This window comes from Streptomyces sp. NPDC054047 (assembly GCF_055585065.1).
Window position 1 is genome coordinate 72,876 of sequence record NZ_JBVJKV010000018.1, and the last position, 15,506, is coordinate 88,381.

15 protein-coding genes are annotated in these 15,506 nt (G+C 70.3%); 5 read left to right on the forward strand and 10 right to left on the reverse strand.

Annotation, left to right across the window (positions count from 1 at the left end; translation table 11 throughout):
- Positions 1-128 precede the first annotated feature (128 nt).
- The 5 genes from ACZ6ZP_RS41085 to miaA form a co-directional block, all read right to left on the reverse strand.
- Positions 129-1,616: a M1 family metallopeptidase gene (locus ACZ6ZP_RS41085; RefSeq protein WP_469410433.1), complete on the reverse strand. Its 1,488-nt coding sequence runs from the start codon at positions 1,614-1,616 to the stop codon at positions 129-131.
- Between the two features lie 111 nt (positions 1,617-1,727).
- Complete coding sequence (locus ACZ6ZP_RS41090; protein WP_469410434.1) at positions 1,728-3,881, reverse strand: RelA/SpoT family protein; 2,154 nt, start codon at positions 3,879-3,881, stop codon at positions 1,728-1,730.
- A gap of 142 nt (positions 3,882-4,023) precedes the next feature.
- Entirely contained in the window at positions 4,024-4,902 is an 879-nt protein-coding gene (gene dapF, locus ACZ6ZP_RS41095; RefSeq protein WP_469410435.1) for a diaminopimelate epimerase, read from the reverse strand.
- A gap of 75 nt (positions 4,903-4,977) precedes the next feature.
- The gene (locus ACZ6ZP_RS41100) at positions 4,978-5,439 is read right to left on the reverse strand and encodes a hypothetical protein (protein WP_351173525.1); all 462 of its coding nucleotides are present in this window, start codon (positions 5,437-5,439) and stop codon (positions 4,978-4,980) included.
- Positions 5,440-5,540: 101 nt separating this feature from the next.
- On the reverse strand, positions 5,541-6,479 hold the full coding sequence (gene miaA, locus ACZ6ZP_RS41105; protein ID WP_351173522.1) for a tRNA (adenosine(37)-N6)-dimethylallyltransferase MiaA: 939 nt from the start codon (positions 6,477-6,479) through the stop codon (positions 5,541-5,543).
- Positions 6,480-6,661: 182 nt separating this feature from the next.
- On the opposite strand from miaA, the gene ACZ6ZP_RS41110 reads away from it, so the two are divergent.
- Together ACZ6ZP_RS41110 and ACZ6ZP_RS41115 are read left to right on the forward strand one after the other, a co-directional pair.
- Entirely contained in the window at positions 6,662-7,039 is a 378-nt protein-coding gene (locus tag ACZ6ZP_RS41110) for a hypothetical protein (RefSeq protein ID WP_469410436.1), read from the forward strand.
- 25 nt (positions 7,040-7,064) lie between these two features.
- Entirely contained in the window at positions 7,065-7,334 is a 270-nt protein-coding gene (locus tag ACZ6ZP_RS41115) for an antitoxin (protein ID WP_351173516.1), read from the forward strand.
- 185 nt (positions 7,335-7,519) lie between these two features.
- Here the strand turns inward: ACZ6ZP_RS41115 and ACZ6ZP_RS41120 are convergent, their stop codons facing one another.
- The 3 genes from ACZ6ZP_RS41120 to miaB are packed head-to-tail and all read right to left on the reverse strand — an operon-like array spanning position 7,520 to position 10,122.
- Positions 7,520-8,233 (reverse strand): class III extradiol dioxygenase subunit B-like domain-containing protein, encoded by a 714-nt coding sequence (locus ACZ6ZP_RS41120; protein ID WP_361468293.1) that lies wholly within the window; start codon positions 8,231-8,233, stop codon positions 7,520-7,522.
- Between the two features lie 34 nt (positions 8,234-8,267).
- Positions 8,268-8,552 (reverse strand): hypothetical protein, encoded by a 285-nt coding sequence (locus tag ACZ6ZP_RS41125; RefSeq protein ID WP_351173510.1) that lies wholly within the window; start codon positions 8,550-8,552, stop codon positions 8,268-8,270.
- A gap of 52 nt (positions 8,553-8,604) precedes the next feature.
- Positions 8,605-10,122, reverse strand: a complete 1,518-nt coding sequence (gene miaB, locus ACZ6ZP_RS41130; protein ID WP_351173507.1) for a tRNA (N6-isopentenyl adenosine(37)-C2)-methylthiotransferase MiaB — start codon at positions 10,120-10,122, stop codon at positions 8,605-8,607.
- An 85-nt stretch (positions 10,123-10,207) separates the two neighbouring features.
- Between miaB and ACZ6ZP_RS41135 the strand changes: the two genes are divergently transcribed.
- The gene (locus ACZ6ZP_RS41135) at positions 10,208-11,203 is read left to right on the forward strand and encodes a TAXI family TRAP transporter solute-binding subunit (RefSeq protein ID WP_366463924.1); all 996 of its coding nucleotides are present in this window, start codon (positions 10,208-10,210) and stop codon (positions 11,201-11,203) included.
- A 24-nt stretch (positions 11,204-11,227) separates the two neighbouring features.
- On the opposite strand, the gene ACZ6ZP_RS41140 is transcribed toward ACZ6ZP_RS41135, so the two are convergent.
- Both ACZ6ZP_RS41140 and ACZ6ZP_RS41145 read right to left on the reverse strand, forming a co-directional pair.
- The gene (locus tag ACZ6ZP_RS41140; RefSeq protein ID WP_469410437.1) at positions 11,228-12,643 is read right to left on the reverse strand and encodes a sensor histidine kinase; all 1,416 of its coding nucleotides are present in this window, start codon (positions 12,641-12,643) and stop codon (positions 11,228-11,230) included.
- A 16-nt stretch (positions 12,644-12,659) separates the two neighbouring features.
- The gene (locus ACZ6ZP_RS41145) at positions 12,660-13,349 is read right to left on the reverse strand and encodes a response regulator transcription factor (RefSeq protein WP_351173498.1); all 690 of its coding nucleotides are present in this window, start codon (positions 13,347-13,349) and stop codon (positions 12,660-12,662) included.
- Between the two features lie 287 nt (positions 13,350-13,636).
- Between ACZ6ZP_RS41145 and ACZ6ZP_RS41150 the strand changes: the two genes are divergently transcribed.
- Positions 13,637-14,416: an amino acid ABC transporter ATP-binding protein gene (locus ACZ6ZP_RS41150; RefSeq protein ID WP_344527009.1), complete on the forward strand. Its 780-nt coding sequence runs from the start codon at positions 13,637-13,639 to the stop codon at positions 14,414-14,416.
- Between the two features lie 46 nt (positions 14,417-14,462).
- Positions 14,463-15,380: a glutamate ABC transporter substrate-binding protein gene (locus tag ACZ6ZP_RS41155; RefSeq protein ID WP_351173494.1), complete on the forward strand. Its 918-nt coding sequence runs from the start codon at positions 14,463-14,465 to the stop codon at positions 15,378-15,380.
- Positions 15,381-15,506: the final 126 nt, after the last annotated feature.

The following is a 15,506-nucleotide window of genomic DNA, read 5'->3' on the forward strand; positions in this document are numbered from 1 at the left end:
CCGGGCCGCCCCGAGATTCCCCGGTCCGGCCGGCACCGGCCCTGAGATCCCCCCGAAGGGTTTTCCCGGACCCGCGGCGGCGCCGACCTGAAGATGGTTGCACGGAACGGCCCGTCTCGTCACATGGGTTATTTCCCTGCGGGAGCGGCCTTACGCCAGTCCGGGTGCCCCGGCATCGGAGGCGTCTTCGCGCCGTACAGCCAGGGGTCGAGGAATCCGCTCAGATCGCGTCCCGCGGTCGACGAGGCGAGCCGTACGAAGTCCGCGGTCGTCGCGTTCCCGTCCCGGTGGTCGCGCACCCAGTCCCGCTCCAGGCGGTCGAAGTTCTCCTGCCCGATCTCCTGCCGCAGCGCGTAGAGCACCAGAGCGCTGCCGTCGTACACGACAGGGCGGAAGATGCTGATCTTCTGACCCGGCGCGGGCCCCTTCGGCGCGGCCGGCGGCCCGCCCGCCGCACGCCAGTTGTCCGACTGCCGGTAGGCCTCGCGCATCCTCTTCTGGAGGGGCTTCTTCGACTTCTCCTCGGCGAAGAGTGCCTCGTACCAGGTGGCGTGTCCTTCGTTGAGCCAGAGATCGGACCAGGAGCTCGGGCTCACGCTGTCGCCGAACCACTGGTGCGCCAGCTCGTGCACCATGATCGAGTCCACGTACCACTCGGGGAACTCGGGCCGCTTGAACAGATCGCTCTCGAAGAGGGAGAGGGTCTGTGTCTCGAGCTCGAAGCCGGTCTGCGCCTGCGCCATCAGCACTCCGTACGTCTCGAAGGGATAGCGGCCGACCTTCTTCTCCATCCAGTCGATCTGGTCCGGCGTCTTCTTCAGCCAGCGCTCCATCGCCTTGCGGTCCTTGGTGGGCACCACATCGCGTACGGGCAGGCCGTTCGGCCCGGAGCGGTGCACCACGGTGGAGCGGCCGATGGAGACCTGCGCCAGTTCCGTCGCCATCGGGTGACGGGTGCGGAAGGCCCGGGTCGTGGTGGACCCGGTGTGCGCCGTGGCGACGGGCAGACCGTTGGCGACGGCGGTGAGCCCCTTCGGGGTGGTGATGCGGAACGTGAACTGTGCCTTGTCGGCGGGGTGGTCGTTGCACGGGAACACGCGATGCCCGGCATCGGCCTGATTGGCCATGGCGAGCCCGTCGGCGGTGGGCACCCAGCCGCCGTCCCGGTCCTTCGTGGGCCGGGGGTCACTGGTGTGCCGCACCGTGATCCGCATCCGCTCGCCCCGGCCCAGCGGCCGCGACGGCGTGACGGCCAGGTCCTCACCGGTGGTCTCGAAGCGGGCGGGAGATCCGTTGACGTCGACGGAGCGGACCTTGCCGTGCGCGAAGTCGAGGTTGACCCGCTGCATCGTGGCGCTCGTGCGGGCGTCGATCACCGTCACGGCGTCGAGCGGCTTCTTGTTGTCGCCGCGGTAGGTGAAGGCGATGTCGTACGCCAGGACGTCGTACCCGGGATTGCCCAGGTGCGGGAAGAGCCGGTCGCCGATGCCGAGCGGCCTGGCCGGTGACGGCGCGCTCGCGGCGAGGAGGGTGGCGGAGGTGACCGCGGCCAGGAGCGCGGTCGCGATGCGAAGAGTCTTCGGCCGCGAGGCCTTGACCCGGGGGGTGAGCAGCATGAACTACCGCTATCAGCGCGGGCCTTCCGCACCGGTGTCGGCGCGCGTCGCACCACTCGAACGAGTCGCCAGTAGGCGGCGCAGGCGACGCCGAGGCCCCGTGGCGCGCTGCTACGAAGGCGCCGCCGTCGGGTGCTGGGCACGGCTGACGTCGTACACCCCGGGCACCGCGCGCATCGCGCGCATCAGCCCCGGAAGGTGGGCCGCGTCCGGCAGTTGCAGCGTGTACGTGTGGCGCACACGCTGCTGGGTCGGCGGCTCGACGGTCGCCGACATGATCTCGACGCCCTCCATGGCGATGGCTTCGGTGAGGTCGGCCAGCAGATGCGCCCGTCCGAACGACTCGGCGATCAGCGTCACCCGGCACTCCGCGCTGTCTCCCCAGCGCACTCCGACCTCGGGGCGCCCCACCTCCTTCATGCGCCCGACGGCGGGACACTCGACGCGGTGCACGGTGACGACGCCGCCGCGCACGGCGAAGGCGGTCACCTCGTCCGGCGGCACGGGCGTACAGCAGCCCGCGAGCCGGACGCTCGCGCCTTCCCTGTCGACGACGGCGTTCGCCGCGGCGGGGCGCGGGAAGTCGGCGGCCTGCGGCGGGGGCGAGGGCTTCTCCGGGGTGGAGGCCGCGGGAGCCGACGCGGGCGTGGGGTGGGTCGTGAGCCAGCGGCGGATGGCGATCCGGGCGCCGGGCGTGCGGGCGTGGTCGAGCCACTCGCGCGATGGCCCCGATGCCGCGTCCTGCCCCATGAGCAGCTGGACCGTGTCGCCGTCATGCAGGACGGTGCTCAGCGTCGCCAGGCGTCCGTTGACACGTGCTCCGATGCAGGCGTGGGCGTCCTCGCCGTACTGGGCATAGGCGGCGTCCACGCAGCTCGCGCCGGCGGGCAGGCCGAGCGTGCCGCCGTCGGGGCGGAAGACGGCGATCTCGCGGTCCTGGGCGAGGTCTTCGCGCAGCGTGGACCAGAACGTGTCCGGGTCGGGGGCCGCCTCCTGCCAGTCGAGCAGGCGGGAGAGCCAGCCGGGCCGGGTCGGGTCGGCGCGCTCGTCTTCGACGGCGACGTCCGAAGAGGCGTCGGGACCGGCATCGGACTGCTCCTCCGAAGGAGGAGCGTACGGATTGCGCAGGGCGACGACGCCGGCCTCGGCCACCTTGTGCATCTGGTGCGTACGGATGAGGACTTCGGCGACCTCTCCGTCCGGGCGGGCCACGGCCGTGTGCAGCGACTGGTAGAGGTTGAACTTCGGGACGGCGATGAAGTCCTTGAACTCCGAGACCACCGGCGTGAAGCACGTGTGCAGCTCTCCGAGGACGCCGTAACAGTCCGCGTCCTCGTTCACCAGGACCAGGAGCCGTCCGAAGTCCGCCGCGCGCATCTCGCCGCGTTTGCGGTGCACCCGGTGGACCGAGACGAAGTGCCGTGGCCTGATGAGGACTTCGGCGGCGATCCCGGCCTCGCGCAGCACCGCGCGGACGTCGTCCGCCGTCCCTTCGAGCGGGTCGCCGCCACCCACCGCGTTGGCCGCGATCAGCTCCTGGACCTGGGAGTACTCCTCCGGGTGGAGGATCGCGAAGACGAGGTCCTCCAGCTCGGTCTTGAGCGCCTGCACACCGAGGCGTTCGGCGAGCGGAATGAGCACGTCCCGCGTCACCTTGGCGATCCGGGCCTGCTTCTCGGGACGCATGACGCCGAGCGTGCGCATGTTGTGCAGGCGGTCGGCCAGCTTGATCGACATGACGCGTACGTCGTTGCCGGTGGCCACCAGCATCTTGCGGAAGGTCTCCGGCTCGGCGGCCGCTCCGTAGTCGACCTTCTCCAGCTTCGTGACGCCGTCGACCAGATAGCAGACGTCGTCGCCGAATTCCGTACGCACCTGATCGAGCGTCACATCCGTGTCCTCGACGGTGTCGTGGAGCAGGGACGCGGTCAGGGTGGTGGTCTCGGCGCCCAGCTGGGCGAGGATCAGGGTCACCGCGAGCGGATGTGTGATGTACGGCTCACCGCTCTTGCGCATCTGGCCGCGGTGGGACGACTCCGCGAGGACCCACGCACGCCGCAACGGCTCCAGATCCGCGTCCGGATAGTGCGCGCGATGGGCTTCCGCCACATGGCCGATCGCATCCGGCAAACGGTCCCGGGTGGCGGGCCCCATGAGGGCCGCGCGGCCGAGCCTGCGCAGGTCAAGCCGCGGACGACCGCGCCTGCGCTGCGCACCGGGCGTCACGGGGCCAGACATCGCAGGGTTTGTAGCCTCCGCACTCATGGGCACCTCCGGCTGCTCCGACCGGCGGTGAGCGGACGACGGCGTGCTCCGTCCGGGCCGGTGCTTGATGCTACCGAGCCCATCACGCGCCGCTGACCGCCTCTCGCCGAGCGTGAAACGGATCACCCATTCGAGCGACAGTTCACGGGTTTACAGTTTCGAACCATTCCGCGTCGATCTCGCCTTCGGCGACGATCACCGCGGGGCCCGTCATCTCGATCTCGCCGTCGGGCCGCTCGGTGATGACCAGGCTCCCACCAGGCAGATCGACGGTGTACGTAACCGGCGAACCGGTCGCTGCGGGGTCGGCCCCGTCCCTGCGGGCCGCGGCGACGGCCACGGCGCACGCGCCCGTGCCGCACGAGCGGGTCTCACCGGCGCCGCGCTCGTGCACGCGCATGGCGACGTGACGCACGCCACGGTCGACGACGAACTCGACGTTCACACCGTCCGGGTAGGCCGAAGCCGGGCTGAACGGCGGTGCGTCGTAGAGGTTTCCCGCGTCGGACAGGTCGTCCACGAAGGCGACCGCGTGCGGATTGCCCATGCTCACGTTGCGCGCGGGCCAGTGCCGGTCGGCCACGGAGACGGTGACCTCCCCTTCGGGGAGGAACGCCTTGCCCATGCCGACGGTGATGTCCCCGCCGGCCGCGGCCTTGGCGATGTGCACGGTCTTCACGCCGCCACGGGTCGCGACGGCCAGGTCGCCCTCGCCCACCAGTCCGGCATGCTGCAGATAGCGGGCGAAGACGCGCACTCCGTTGCCGCACATCTCGGCGATCGAACCGTCGCCGTTGCGGTAGTCCATGAACCACTCGGCCTCGGCGGCCAGATGGCGCACCTCCGGGTGCGCCGCGGAACGCACGACGTGCAGCAGGCCGTCGCCCCCGATGCCCGCGCGGCGGTCGCACAGGGCGGCCACGGCGGCCGGGGGCAGCTCGACGGCGTTGTCGGGGTCCGGGACGATCACGAAGTCGTTCTCGGTCCCGTGCCCCTTGAGGAAGGCGATCCGCGTGCTCATTCCTCGATCGTACGGGGTAGCCAGGACACTCGGTCCGTACGGTGCCTGTCAGCGCTCTGACCTCGTACGACGCGGTCAGCGAAGGCGGGCGACGCGCCACACGGCGAGGACGGCCACGGCGATGAACACCAGGGCGTACGCGGAGACGATCCGCCAGTCCGGGCGGCCTCCGGAACCGCGCTCCGGCAGCCCCGGCCAGGTGTGCCCCACGCGGCGCGCGGCCATCATGCCCCAGCCCGCGGCGCAGCAGCTGATCAGGAGTCCGAGCATGGCGACGACGGCGCCGCCATCACCGAACTCGAAGGCCAGCGGGAAGGCGAACATCAGCGATCCGGCGGCGGCCAGGACGACGATCGGCGCGAGCTGCCAGATGCGCAGACGGCGCTGCGGGCGCAGTTCGACCTCGACCTCGGCCGCGGCCATCTGGTCCGCTCCGGGTCCGTCGTCGGTCACGCCGTCCGGGGGCCCGTCGGGGCCGTCCGGAGTCAGCTCGCCGCCGTCATGTGCGGTGTCACGAGGGCCGGCCTCCATCGCCATCCGCCCTCCCACTTCGGACTCCACTGGTCGATCGATGGTCGATGATGGCACGGCGCCAGGGGCCGGGATGACCGCCGGAGCGTCCCGATGCCATCACGTGATCAGGCTGTGACCGCTCGTTCGACCAACGTCAGTGCCCGCCCTGGGAGTTCCCCTCGATCGTCCATGGCGCCACTGAGCCAGTGCACCCGGGGATCGCGGCGGAACCACGAGTCCTGACGGCGGGCGAAGCGCTTGGTCGCACGCACGGTCTCCGCGCGCGCCTCGTCGTCGGTGCACTCCCCCGCGAGCGCCGCGAGCACCTGCTGGTACCCGAGCGCGCGTGACGCCGTACGCCCCTCGCGCAGCCCCACGGCCTCCAGGGCACGCACCTCGTCGACGAGGCCCGCGTCCCACATGCGGTCCACGCGCGTGGCGATGCGTTCGTCGAGTTCGGGGCGGCCCACGTCCACGCCGATCTGGACGTTGTCGTAGACGGAGTCGTGACCGGGGAGGTTGGCGGTGAAGGGCTTGCCGGTGATCTCGATGACCTCGAGGGCGCGGACGATCCGGCGGCCGTTGCTGGGGAGGATGGCCTGGGCCGCTCCGGGGTCGGCGACGGCGAGGCGGGCGTGCAGCGCGCCGGGGCCGCGGAGTTCGAGCTCCTCCTCGAGGCGGGCCCGGACCACGGGGTCCGTGCCGGGGAACTCCAGGTGGTCGACGGCTCCCCTGACGTAGAGCCCGGAGCCGCCGACCAGGATCGGCCAGCGCCCGTCGGCGAGGAGCCGGTCGATCTCGGCCCGTGCCAGCTTCTGGTACTCGGCGACGCTCGCCGCCTCCGTGACGTCCCAGATGTCGAGGAGGTGGTGCGGCACTCCGTCGCGCTCTTCGAGCGTCAGCTTGGCGGTCCCGATGTCCATCCCTCTGTAGAGCTGCATGGAGTCGGCGTTGACGACTTCGCCGCCGAGACGCTGGGCGAGGAAAACGCCCAGATCGGACTTTCCTGCCGCGGTCGGCCCGACGACGGCGATGACCCGCGGTGCGGGAGCTGCTCTACTCACCGCCCCAGTCTCGCAAATCCCACGACCACTTCCCGAACGAGCTACGTGACGCCACAGGTCCGGGGTCGTTGCCTGTTGCGAGGTTCCAGCCGCCGGTTTCGAGGATCGGCGACCCGGGAGGCGCAACAGGGCGCACCGGGCGGCGCGGGATTTCGCCCACACGAGTACCGTATGGAGTAGATATGGGCGTTTTTGCACGGTTCCGCAGGAAGTCCAAGGACACGGAAGAGGCGTCAACAGCCGAGGCGGCAGCAGGCACCCCGACGGCCGAGCCGGAAGCGGCCGGGGAGTCCCCCGAGCCCGAGGTCGGCAAGGAAGAGGCCAAGGCCGAAGCTGCCGCCGAGGACGACACCAAGACCGACGAGAAGGCCGAGGTCGACGCCGAGGCGAAGTCCGAGGCCGCTTCCAAGACCGAGACCGACTCCGAGTCGAGGTCCGAGTCCGAGGACAAGGCGGAGAACACCGAAGAGGCTGCCGCGGAGAACGTGGACATCCCCAAGCAGCAGTCCGCGGAGAAGGCCGCCGACAACGACGAGGCCGACGAAGGCGCCCGCAAGTAACTCTCCCAGCGAGGGAAGGTGAACCATGGGTTTCCTGCAAAGCCTGAAGGACAAGCTCGCCCCGGCGAAGGACAAGGTCGCGGGCCTCGCGCAGCAGCACGGGGACAAGATCGACCAAGGTCTCGACAAGGCCGCGCAAGTGGTCGACGAGAAGACCAAGGGCAAGTACAGCGACAAGATCCAGACGGGTACGGGCAAGGCGAAGGATGCCGTGGACCGCCTCGCGGGGACGCCCGACGAGGGCAAGGACCCGGGCGGCGGCACCGCCCCTCCGAAGCCCCCTCCGGCGCCCTGAACCACCGGCTGAACGACACCGGCGGACGGCCGTGGAGCGCCACCAGCTCCGCGGCCGTCGCCATGCGCCGGAAGGGTCGGCGGTCGACCAATAGGCGGGTCAACCAGTAGGCGGGCAGCGTCGCGCGGAAGCCGGCCTCGCTCCGGCCACTGGGACCGCTTGGGCCACTGAGGCCGCTGAGGCCGCTACGACCAGGCCGCCACCAGATACCCGACCCCGTACGGAGCGTCCTCGTACAGCAGCTCGCCCCGCAGCCCCGCGCCCTCGGCCGCGCCCGCGAGCACCTGCCACGGCGCCCGGCCCGCCGCCTTCAGTTCGTACGCCAGCTTCTCGTCCAGCGCCTTGAGTGCCTCCACGTCCGCCGCCCCCAGCGCACGCGCGATCTCCGCGTCGAACCCGGCCGCCCGCTCGTCGAGGTATCCCGGCGCCTTCAGCGTGCGGCACGCGCTGGCGTCGCCCATCACCAGCAATGCCACCCGGTCGGCCCGCGCCGCGATGTCCCCTCCGACTTGAATACACCGCTCGGCCTCCAGAGGTTCCCCCACCCCGAGTCCTTCCAGCGGGGCCGCCGACCACTCCGTACGGTCGAGCAGCCAGGCCGCGACGGCGAGCGAGGTCGGAAGCATGCCTTCCGCCGCAGCGCCGGAAGAGCGTCCGAGCCGTACGTCGACGTCCACGCCGAACCCGCGGAAGGACCCGCGGGCGCCCTGCGGATGCGGGCCGCGCCCGCTCTGCTCGGCCGGGCCGACCACGACGAGCCGGTCGGGCCGCGAGGCGGCGAGCACGCCCACGGCGTCCGTGCACGCGGCGCGCGCGGCGTCCAGTTCGGGGGCAGCGCCGGCGGCCACCTCGGGGACGAGCAGGGGCGGGCAGGGGCAGACGGCTGCGGCGACAAGCATGATCAGCAGCGTAATGCCCGCCGACAAACGCGCGCTAACAGGTGATCGGGCCCGAGTCCCACTCCAGTTCGGAGATCGAGAAGCGGTACGGGAACGAGCCCCCGGCCGAGCCGTCGCCGATCACCATCCAGCCGTCGGCCGTGCGGTAGCGCCGCATCCGTACGGGGTGGCGCGGGTGCTTGGGGCGGTACAGGCGGACGAACTCCGCGAACCGCTCCACCGCCTCCTCGTGCGTGCCGTCCACCGTGGCCATCAGCTCGAACAGATGCCACGCCCCCGGCCCCGGAGGGTTCTCCATCATCAGCGCCCAGCGCGCCATCGGCCCGCCCCCCTGTCTGCCCGCTGTCCCCGTCGTCCGGCGCCCGCTCCGGTCAGTCGCAGCCGCAGCCGCTGCCCGCGGCCACCGGAAGCGGCTCGGGGGCGCCCACCTTCGGAAGTCCGAGCATCACGCCGGCCGGCTTGGCCGCCGCCTCGACGTTGCGCTTCTCCCAGGCGTCACCCGCGCGCGTGCGGCGCACGTTCAGGGTGGGGCCCTCGGCGAGCAGGTGGTGCGGCGCCGCGTACGTGATCTCGACCGTCACGACGTCGCCGGGGCGGACCTCGGTCTCCGGCTTGGTGAAGTGGACCAGGCGGCTGTCGGGCGCGCGCCCGGAGAGGCGGTGGGTGGAACCGTCCTTGCGGCCCTCGCCCTCGGCGACCATCAGTTCGAGGGTCCTGCCGACCTGCTTCTTGTTCTCCTCCCAGGAGATCTCCTCCTGGAGGGCCGACAGACGCATGTAGCGCGCCTGCACGACGTCCTTGGGGATCTGCCCCTCCATGGTCGCCGCGGGCGTACCCGGGCGCTTGGAGTACTGGAAGGTGAAGGCGTTGGCGAAGCGGGCCTCGCGGACCACGTGCATCGTCTGCTCGAAGTCCTCCTCCGTCTCACCGGGGAAGCCGACGATGATGTCGGTGGAGATCGCCGCGTCGGGCATGGCGGCGCGGACCTTCTCGATGATGCCGAGGAAGCGGTCCTGGCGGTACGAGCGGCGCATCGCCTTCAGGATCGGGTCCGAGCCGGACTGGAGCGGCATGTGCAGCTGCGGCATCACGTTCGGGGTCTCGGCCATGGCGGCGATCACGTCGTCCGTGAAGTCGCGCGGGTGCGGGGACGTGAAGCGCACGCGCTCCAGGCCCTCGATCTTCCCGCACGCCCGAAGGAGCTTGCTGAAGGCCTCGCGGTCACCGATGTCCGACCCGTACGCGTTCACGTTCTGGCCGAGCAGGGTGATCTCGGAGACGCCCTCGGCGACGAGTGCCTCGATCTCGGCGAGGATGTCGCCGGTCCTGCGGTCCTTCTCCTTGCCGCGCAGCGCGGGCACGATGCAGAACGTGCAGGTGTTGTTGCAGCCCACGGAGATGGAGACCCATGCCGCGTACGCGCTCTCGCGGCGCGTGGGCAGCGTCGAGGGGAACGCCTCGAGCGACTCGGCGATCTCGACCTGCGCCTCTTCCTGGACGCGGGCGCGCTCCAGGAGCACCGGCAGCTTGCCGATGTTGTGCGTCCCGAAGACGACGTCGACCCAGGGGGCCTTCTTGACGATCGTGTCGCGGTCCTTCTGGGCCAGGCAGCCGCCGACGGCGATCTGCATGCCGGGCCGCTTGGTCTTCATCGGCGCCAGGCGGCCGAGGTTGCCGTACAGCTTGTTGTCGGCGTTCTCCCGCACGGCGCACGTGTTGAAGACGACCACGTCGGCGTCGCCGTCCGAGCCATCGGGCGCGCGTTCGTAGCCGGCGCCCTCAAGGAGACCGGAGAGGCGCTCCGAGTCGTGGACGTTCATCTGGCACCCGTAAGTGCGTACCTCGTACGTTTTAACGCCCACTGCCTGTCCCCGGTCGCCGCTGCTCATGTGACAAGGGTAGGCGGTCGGGGAAGTGTCCCTGCCGGGAGCTCGGCCCTGGCCATCACGGTGAGTGGCTGGCAGGATCGCGCGCATGCTCCAGGCACTCCCCCGCATCAGCAGGCGCCGCGCACTCCAGGGTGCGGCGGCCGCCCTCGTGGTCTTCGGGCTGCTGGTGTGGTGGCTGGTTCCGGCGGACGACGACTCCCCGACGGGCCGGATGACGTTCAGTACGGGCGTGAAGAACGCGGTGTACGAGCGGTACGGCAAGCTCCTGCGGACCGCGGTCTCCCAGGACATGCCCGAGGTCGACGTGGAGCTGCTCAACAGCGAGGGGTCGCAGCAGAACGTCGAGCGGGTGGCCACGGGGAAGGCCGATTTCACCATCGCGGCCGCCGACGCCGTCGAGAAGTACCGCCTGGAGGGCGGCGCGGGCGCGGACCGGCTGCGGGGCTGTGCGCGGCTGTACGACGACTACGTCCAGCTCGTCGTCCGGCGCTCTTCGGACATCGACAAGGCGCAGGACCTGCGGGGCAAGAAGGTGGCCGTGGGCCAGCCGCGCTCGGGCGTGCGGCTGATAGCGGACCGGGTGCTCAAGGCGGCCGGCCTCGATCCCGACAAGGACCTCACGCCGGTGGACGCCGGCATCGACACGGCGCCCGATCTTCTCAAGAAGGGTGACGTCGACGCCTTCTTCTGGTCGGGCGGGCTGCCGACCCTCACCGTGACCGAGCTCTCCAAGGAGTTCGACATCCGGCTGGTACCGCTGGGCGCCCTCGTGGACGCGCTGCACAAGCAGGGCGGCGCCTCCCGCTACTACCGGGCGGCGGTGATGCCCGCCGACGCCTATCCCGCCGCCCAGCAGAACGACGCCGTACCGACCCTGGCCGTGGCGAACCTCCTGGTCACCACGGACCGGGCGGACTCGAAGCTGACCGAGGGGCTGACGCGCACGGTGATCGACAGCCGGGACCACATCGGTGACGAGGTGCACGCGGCCCAGCTGGTGGACCTGCGCACGGCCCTCTACACGGATCCGCTCGCCCTGCACAAGGGCGCACGCCGCTACTACCAGTCGGTCAAGCCGTAGCCGTCGGGCCCTGTTCCGGCCGTGTCAGACGTGGGGGCCGGGCTCACCGCGCGGGACGCTGACGGTCACCCGAAGTCCGTGCGGCGCGCGCTGTTCGTACGCGATGGAGCCGCCGCCCGCGGTGAGCAGGGCCCGCGAGATCGACAGGCCGAGGCCCGAGCCCTTCACGTTCTGATGGCGGTTGCTGCGCCAGAAGCGGTCGCCGATGCGGGCGAGTTCGTCCTCCGTGAGGCCGGGGCCGCCATCCGTGATCACGATGGTCGTCATTTCGCCGCTCCAGGAGACCTCCACCCGCACCTCCTCGCCCTCGGGCGTGAACTTGAGGGCGTTGTCGATCACCGCGTCCAGGGCGCTGGACAGCGCGACCGGGTCGGCCCAGCCGGTGGTCGCCGGGCAGACGCCGTGCAGCCGCACCCCGCGCTCCTCGGCGAGCGGCCGCCAGGCGCCGACCCGTTCGGACGTGAGCGCCCCGATGTCGGTGAGCCGCAGATCGGCGGCGGCGTGCTCGGCCAGCGCGAGGCCCAGGAGGTCGTCGAGGACCTGGGCGAGGCGCTTGCCCTCGGTGCGCACGGAGGCGATCTCCTCGTTCCCCTCGGGCAGTTCGAGGGCGAGCAGCTCGATGCGGAGCAGCAGGGCGGAGAGCGGGTTGCGCAGTTGGTGCGAGGCGTCGGCGACGAAGGCCCGCTGTTGCTCGAGCACGTCCTCGACGTTGTCGGCCATCTCGTTGAACGACCGTGCGAGACGCCTGAGTTCCGGCGGTCCGCCCGCGGCCGCCACCCGCGACTTCAGGCGCCCGGTCGCGATGTCGTGGGTGGTCGCGTCCAGGACCCGCACGGGGCGCAGCACCCAGCCGGTGAGGCGCAGCGCGGCACCCACGGCGAGAAGCATCGCCGCCGACTCGCCGGCGCCGATGAGCAGCCATCCCTGTAGCGTCTTCGAACGCATGCGCCCCGTGGGCGACTCGGTGACGACGACGGCGATGACGTCCCCGTCCCTGATCACCGGAGAGGCGACGACGAGCCGGCCGCGCTGCCAGGGCCACACCTGACGCGGATCGTGGCTTCCACGGGACCTGAGGGCCTCTTCGAAGGCCTCCCGCACCTCGGCGCCCCTGGGGGGCAGGAACCAGCTCCCGGGCGCGTGAGCCATGGGCTCACGGTCCCGGAAGAAGACGCCCGCCTTGATCCCGTAGACCTCGTGGTAGTAGTCGAGTTCGGTCTGGAGGGTTTCGCGGCGTTCGTCCTTGTCCCGCAGCCGTGAGCCCGTGGGACGTTTCGTGACGAACTGCGCGAGCGCCGCGAACCGCGCCGTGTCGTCGATCCGGTCGACGATCACCTTCTGCTGCTGCGCCGCCGCCACGCTCACCGCGAGTGGGAAGCCGAGCGCGAGCAGCACACCCGCCATGAGGACGATGAGCAGCGGGAGGAGGCGAGAGCGCACCTGACCTCGCTACGCGCTACGCGGCCGGGGCGACGAGCCGGTAGCCCACACCCCGGACGGTCTCGATCAGGGCCGGCATGTGCAACTTGGACCGCAGGGAGGCGACGTGCACCTCAAGGGTGCGTCCCGTCCCCTCCCAGCTGGTGCGCCACACCTCGCTGATGATCTGCTCCCGGCGGAACACCACGCCCGGCCGCTGCGCGAGGAGTGCGAGCAGGTCGAACTCCTTGCGGGTCAGTTGGACCGTCGAACCGTCCACGCTGACCTGGCGGGTGGGCAGTTCGATGCGTACGGAACCGAGGCGCAGTTCGCTGTCCGCGGGGCCCGCGGCGGCGCCGGACGGAGGTCGCCGGATGACCGCGTGGATGCGGGCGATCAGCTCCCCGGTGTCGTACGGCTTCACTACGTAGTCATCGGCCCCGAGGTTCAGGCCATGGATGCGCGAGCGCACGTCGGCACGGGCCGTCACCATGATCACGGGGGTCGACCCGCGCTTGCGGATCTTGCCGCACACCTCGTAGCCGTCCTGATCGGGCAGTCCCAGATCGAGGAGCACGACTCCGAAGGGTGCCGTTTCACCGGGCAGCAGGGCTTGAAGCGCTTCCTCGCCGCTGCGGGCGTGCACGACGTCGAAGCCGTGCCTGGCCAGGACCGCGGACAGGGCGGCGGCCACATGATCGTCGTCCTCGACGAGGAGCAGTCTCATACAGGCCCCCTCCGGTTCATCGGTCGTTCCGTTCGCGCTCGCCGATGGCCGGTATGCGCGCGTGCACAGGCACCAAGGCATCCACGCCGATGGATAAGGACCGCGTCAAGGGGGTGCGGGTCACGGACACGTTCCGTTATCCAGCCGGTACGCGGCAGGGCGTCCCCTTCACACGGAGTGTCCGGTTGCGGCCGGATCGTTATGCTCAATTTCCCCTCAGATGTAATGACGCTGGTCGCACCGGGTTATTACTGTCCTCCCAACCGAGGAGGATGGAGCAACAAGCCGTGACCGAAGTATCGGTGACCAAGGACGCCATACCGCCCGGGGCGGACGACCTGGTCGTGCTGAAGAACGTCAACAAGCACTTCGGCGCTCTGCACGTCCTCCAGGACATCGACCTGACCATCACCCGCGGTGAGGTCGTCGTCGTGATCGGCCCCTCCGGGTCGGGCAAGTCGACACTGTGCCGCGCCATCAACCGCCTGGAGACGGTCGAGTCGGGAGACATCTCGATCGACGGCAAGCCGCTGCCCCAGGAGGGCAAGGAGCTCGCCCGTCTCCGTGCGGACGTGGGCATGGTCTTCCAGTCCTTCAACCTTTTCGCGCACAAGACCGTGCTCGAGAACGTGATGCTGGGCCAGATCAAGGTGCGCAAGACGTCCAAGGCGGAAGCAGAGACAAAGGCACGCGGTCTCCTGGACCGCGTGGGTGTCGCGTCGCAGGCCGACAAGTACCCCGCGCAGCTCTCCGGCGGCCAGCAGCAACGCGTGGCGATCGCCCGCGCGTTGGCGATGGACCCCAAGGTCATGCTCTTCGACGAGCCCACTTCGGCGCTCGACCCCGAGATGATCAACGAGGTGCTCGAGGTCATGCAGCAGCTCGCGCGTGACGGCATGACCATGGTCGTGGTCACCCACGAGATGGGCTTCGCCCGGTCCGCGGCCAACCGCGTCGTCTTCATGGCGGACGGCCGGATCGTCGAAGAGGCCGTGCCGGACCAGTTCTTCAGCAACCCGCGCAGCGACCGGGCCAAGGACTTCCTGTCGAAGATCCTTAAACACTGAGGCTCCCACGTCGTCTCAACGCCAGTCGAAACAAAGGATGTCCACGATGAAGCTCCGTAAGTCCGCCGCCGTCGCAGCGGCGATCGCCGCGCTCTCCCTTGCCGCCACGGCCTGCGGCGGCAAGGAGGGCTCCGCCGGCGACAAGCCGGAAGGCCCGGACAACTCCGGCAAGGCCCTCAGCTACGAGGTCAAGAAGGACGCCTCGGTCGACTCGTCGGTCTTCAAGGCGGCCAAGAAGCGCGGCAAGATCGTCATTGGCGCCAAGGCCGACCAGCCGTACCTGGGCTTCCAGGACCAGTCGACCAAGGAGTACTCCGGCTTCGACATCGAGATCGCCAAGATGATCGCCGCCGATCTGGGCTTCTCGGCCAAGCAGATCGAGTGGAAGACGGTCGACTCCGGTGCCCGTGAGACCGCGGTCTCCAAGGGCGACGTCGATCTGATGATCGGCACGTACACGATGAACGACGAGCGCAAGAAGCAGATCGACTTCGCCGGCCCGTACTTCCACGCCGGTGCCTCCCTCCTCGTCCGCAAGGACGAGAAGGACGTCAAGGGCCCGGAGACGGTCCGCGACAAGAAGGTCTGTTCCATCGTCGGCTCCACGCCGCTGCAGAACATCAAGAAGCCGAAGTACGGCGCCAAGGTCACCGAGCTCTCCAAGTACTCGGAGTGCGTCGCCCAGCTCCTGAACAACCAGGTCGACGCCGTCACCACGGACGACGCGATCCTGATGGGCTACGCGGCGCAGAACGAGGGCAAGCTCAAGGTCGTCGGCAAGCCGTTCTCGGACGAGCCCTACGGCGTCGGCCTGAAGAAGGGCGACGCGGCCCTGCAGACGGCCGTCGCGGACGCCATCAAGGCCCACCAGGAGAACGGCGACTACAAGGAGGCCTACGAGGCCACCCTCGGCAAGTCCGGCTCCGAGTACAAGGACCCGCCGGCCTTCACCGACCCGAAGTAATCCGGCACGCCCCGCTCCGTCCGCGCTCGGCCGCGGTACGGAGCGGGACGTTCGCTGCGCGCATCGCTGCCGGACCTGTCGCGAAACCCTGCCACCGCCCCCGGCCCTGACGGCCGGGGCCCGTCG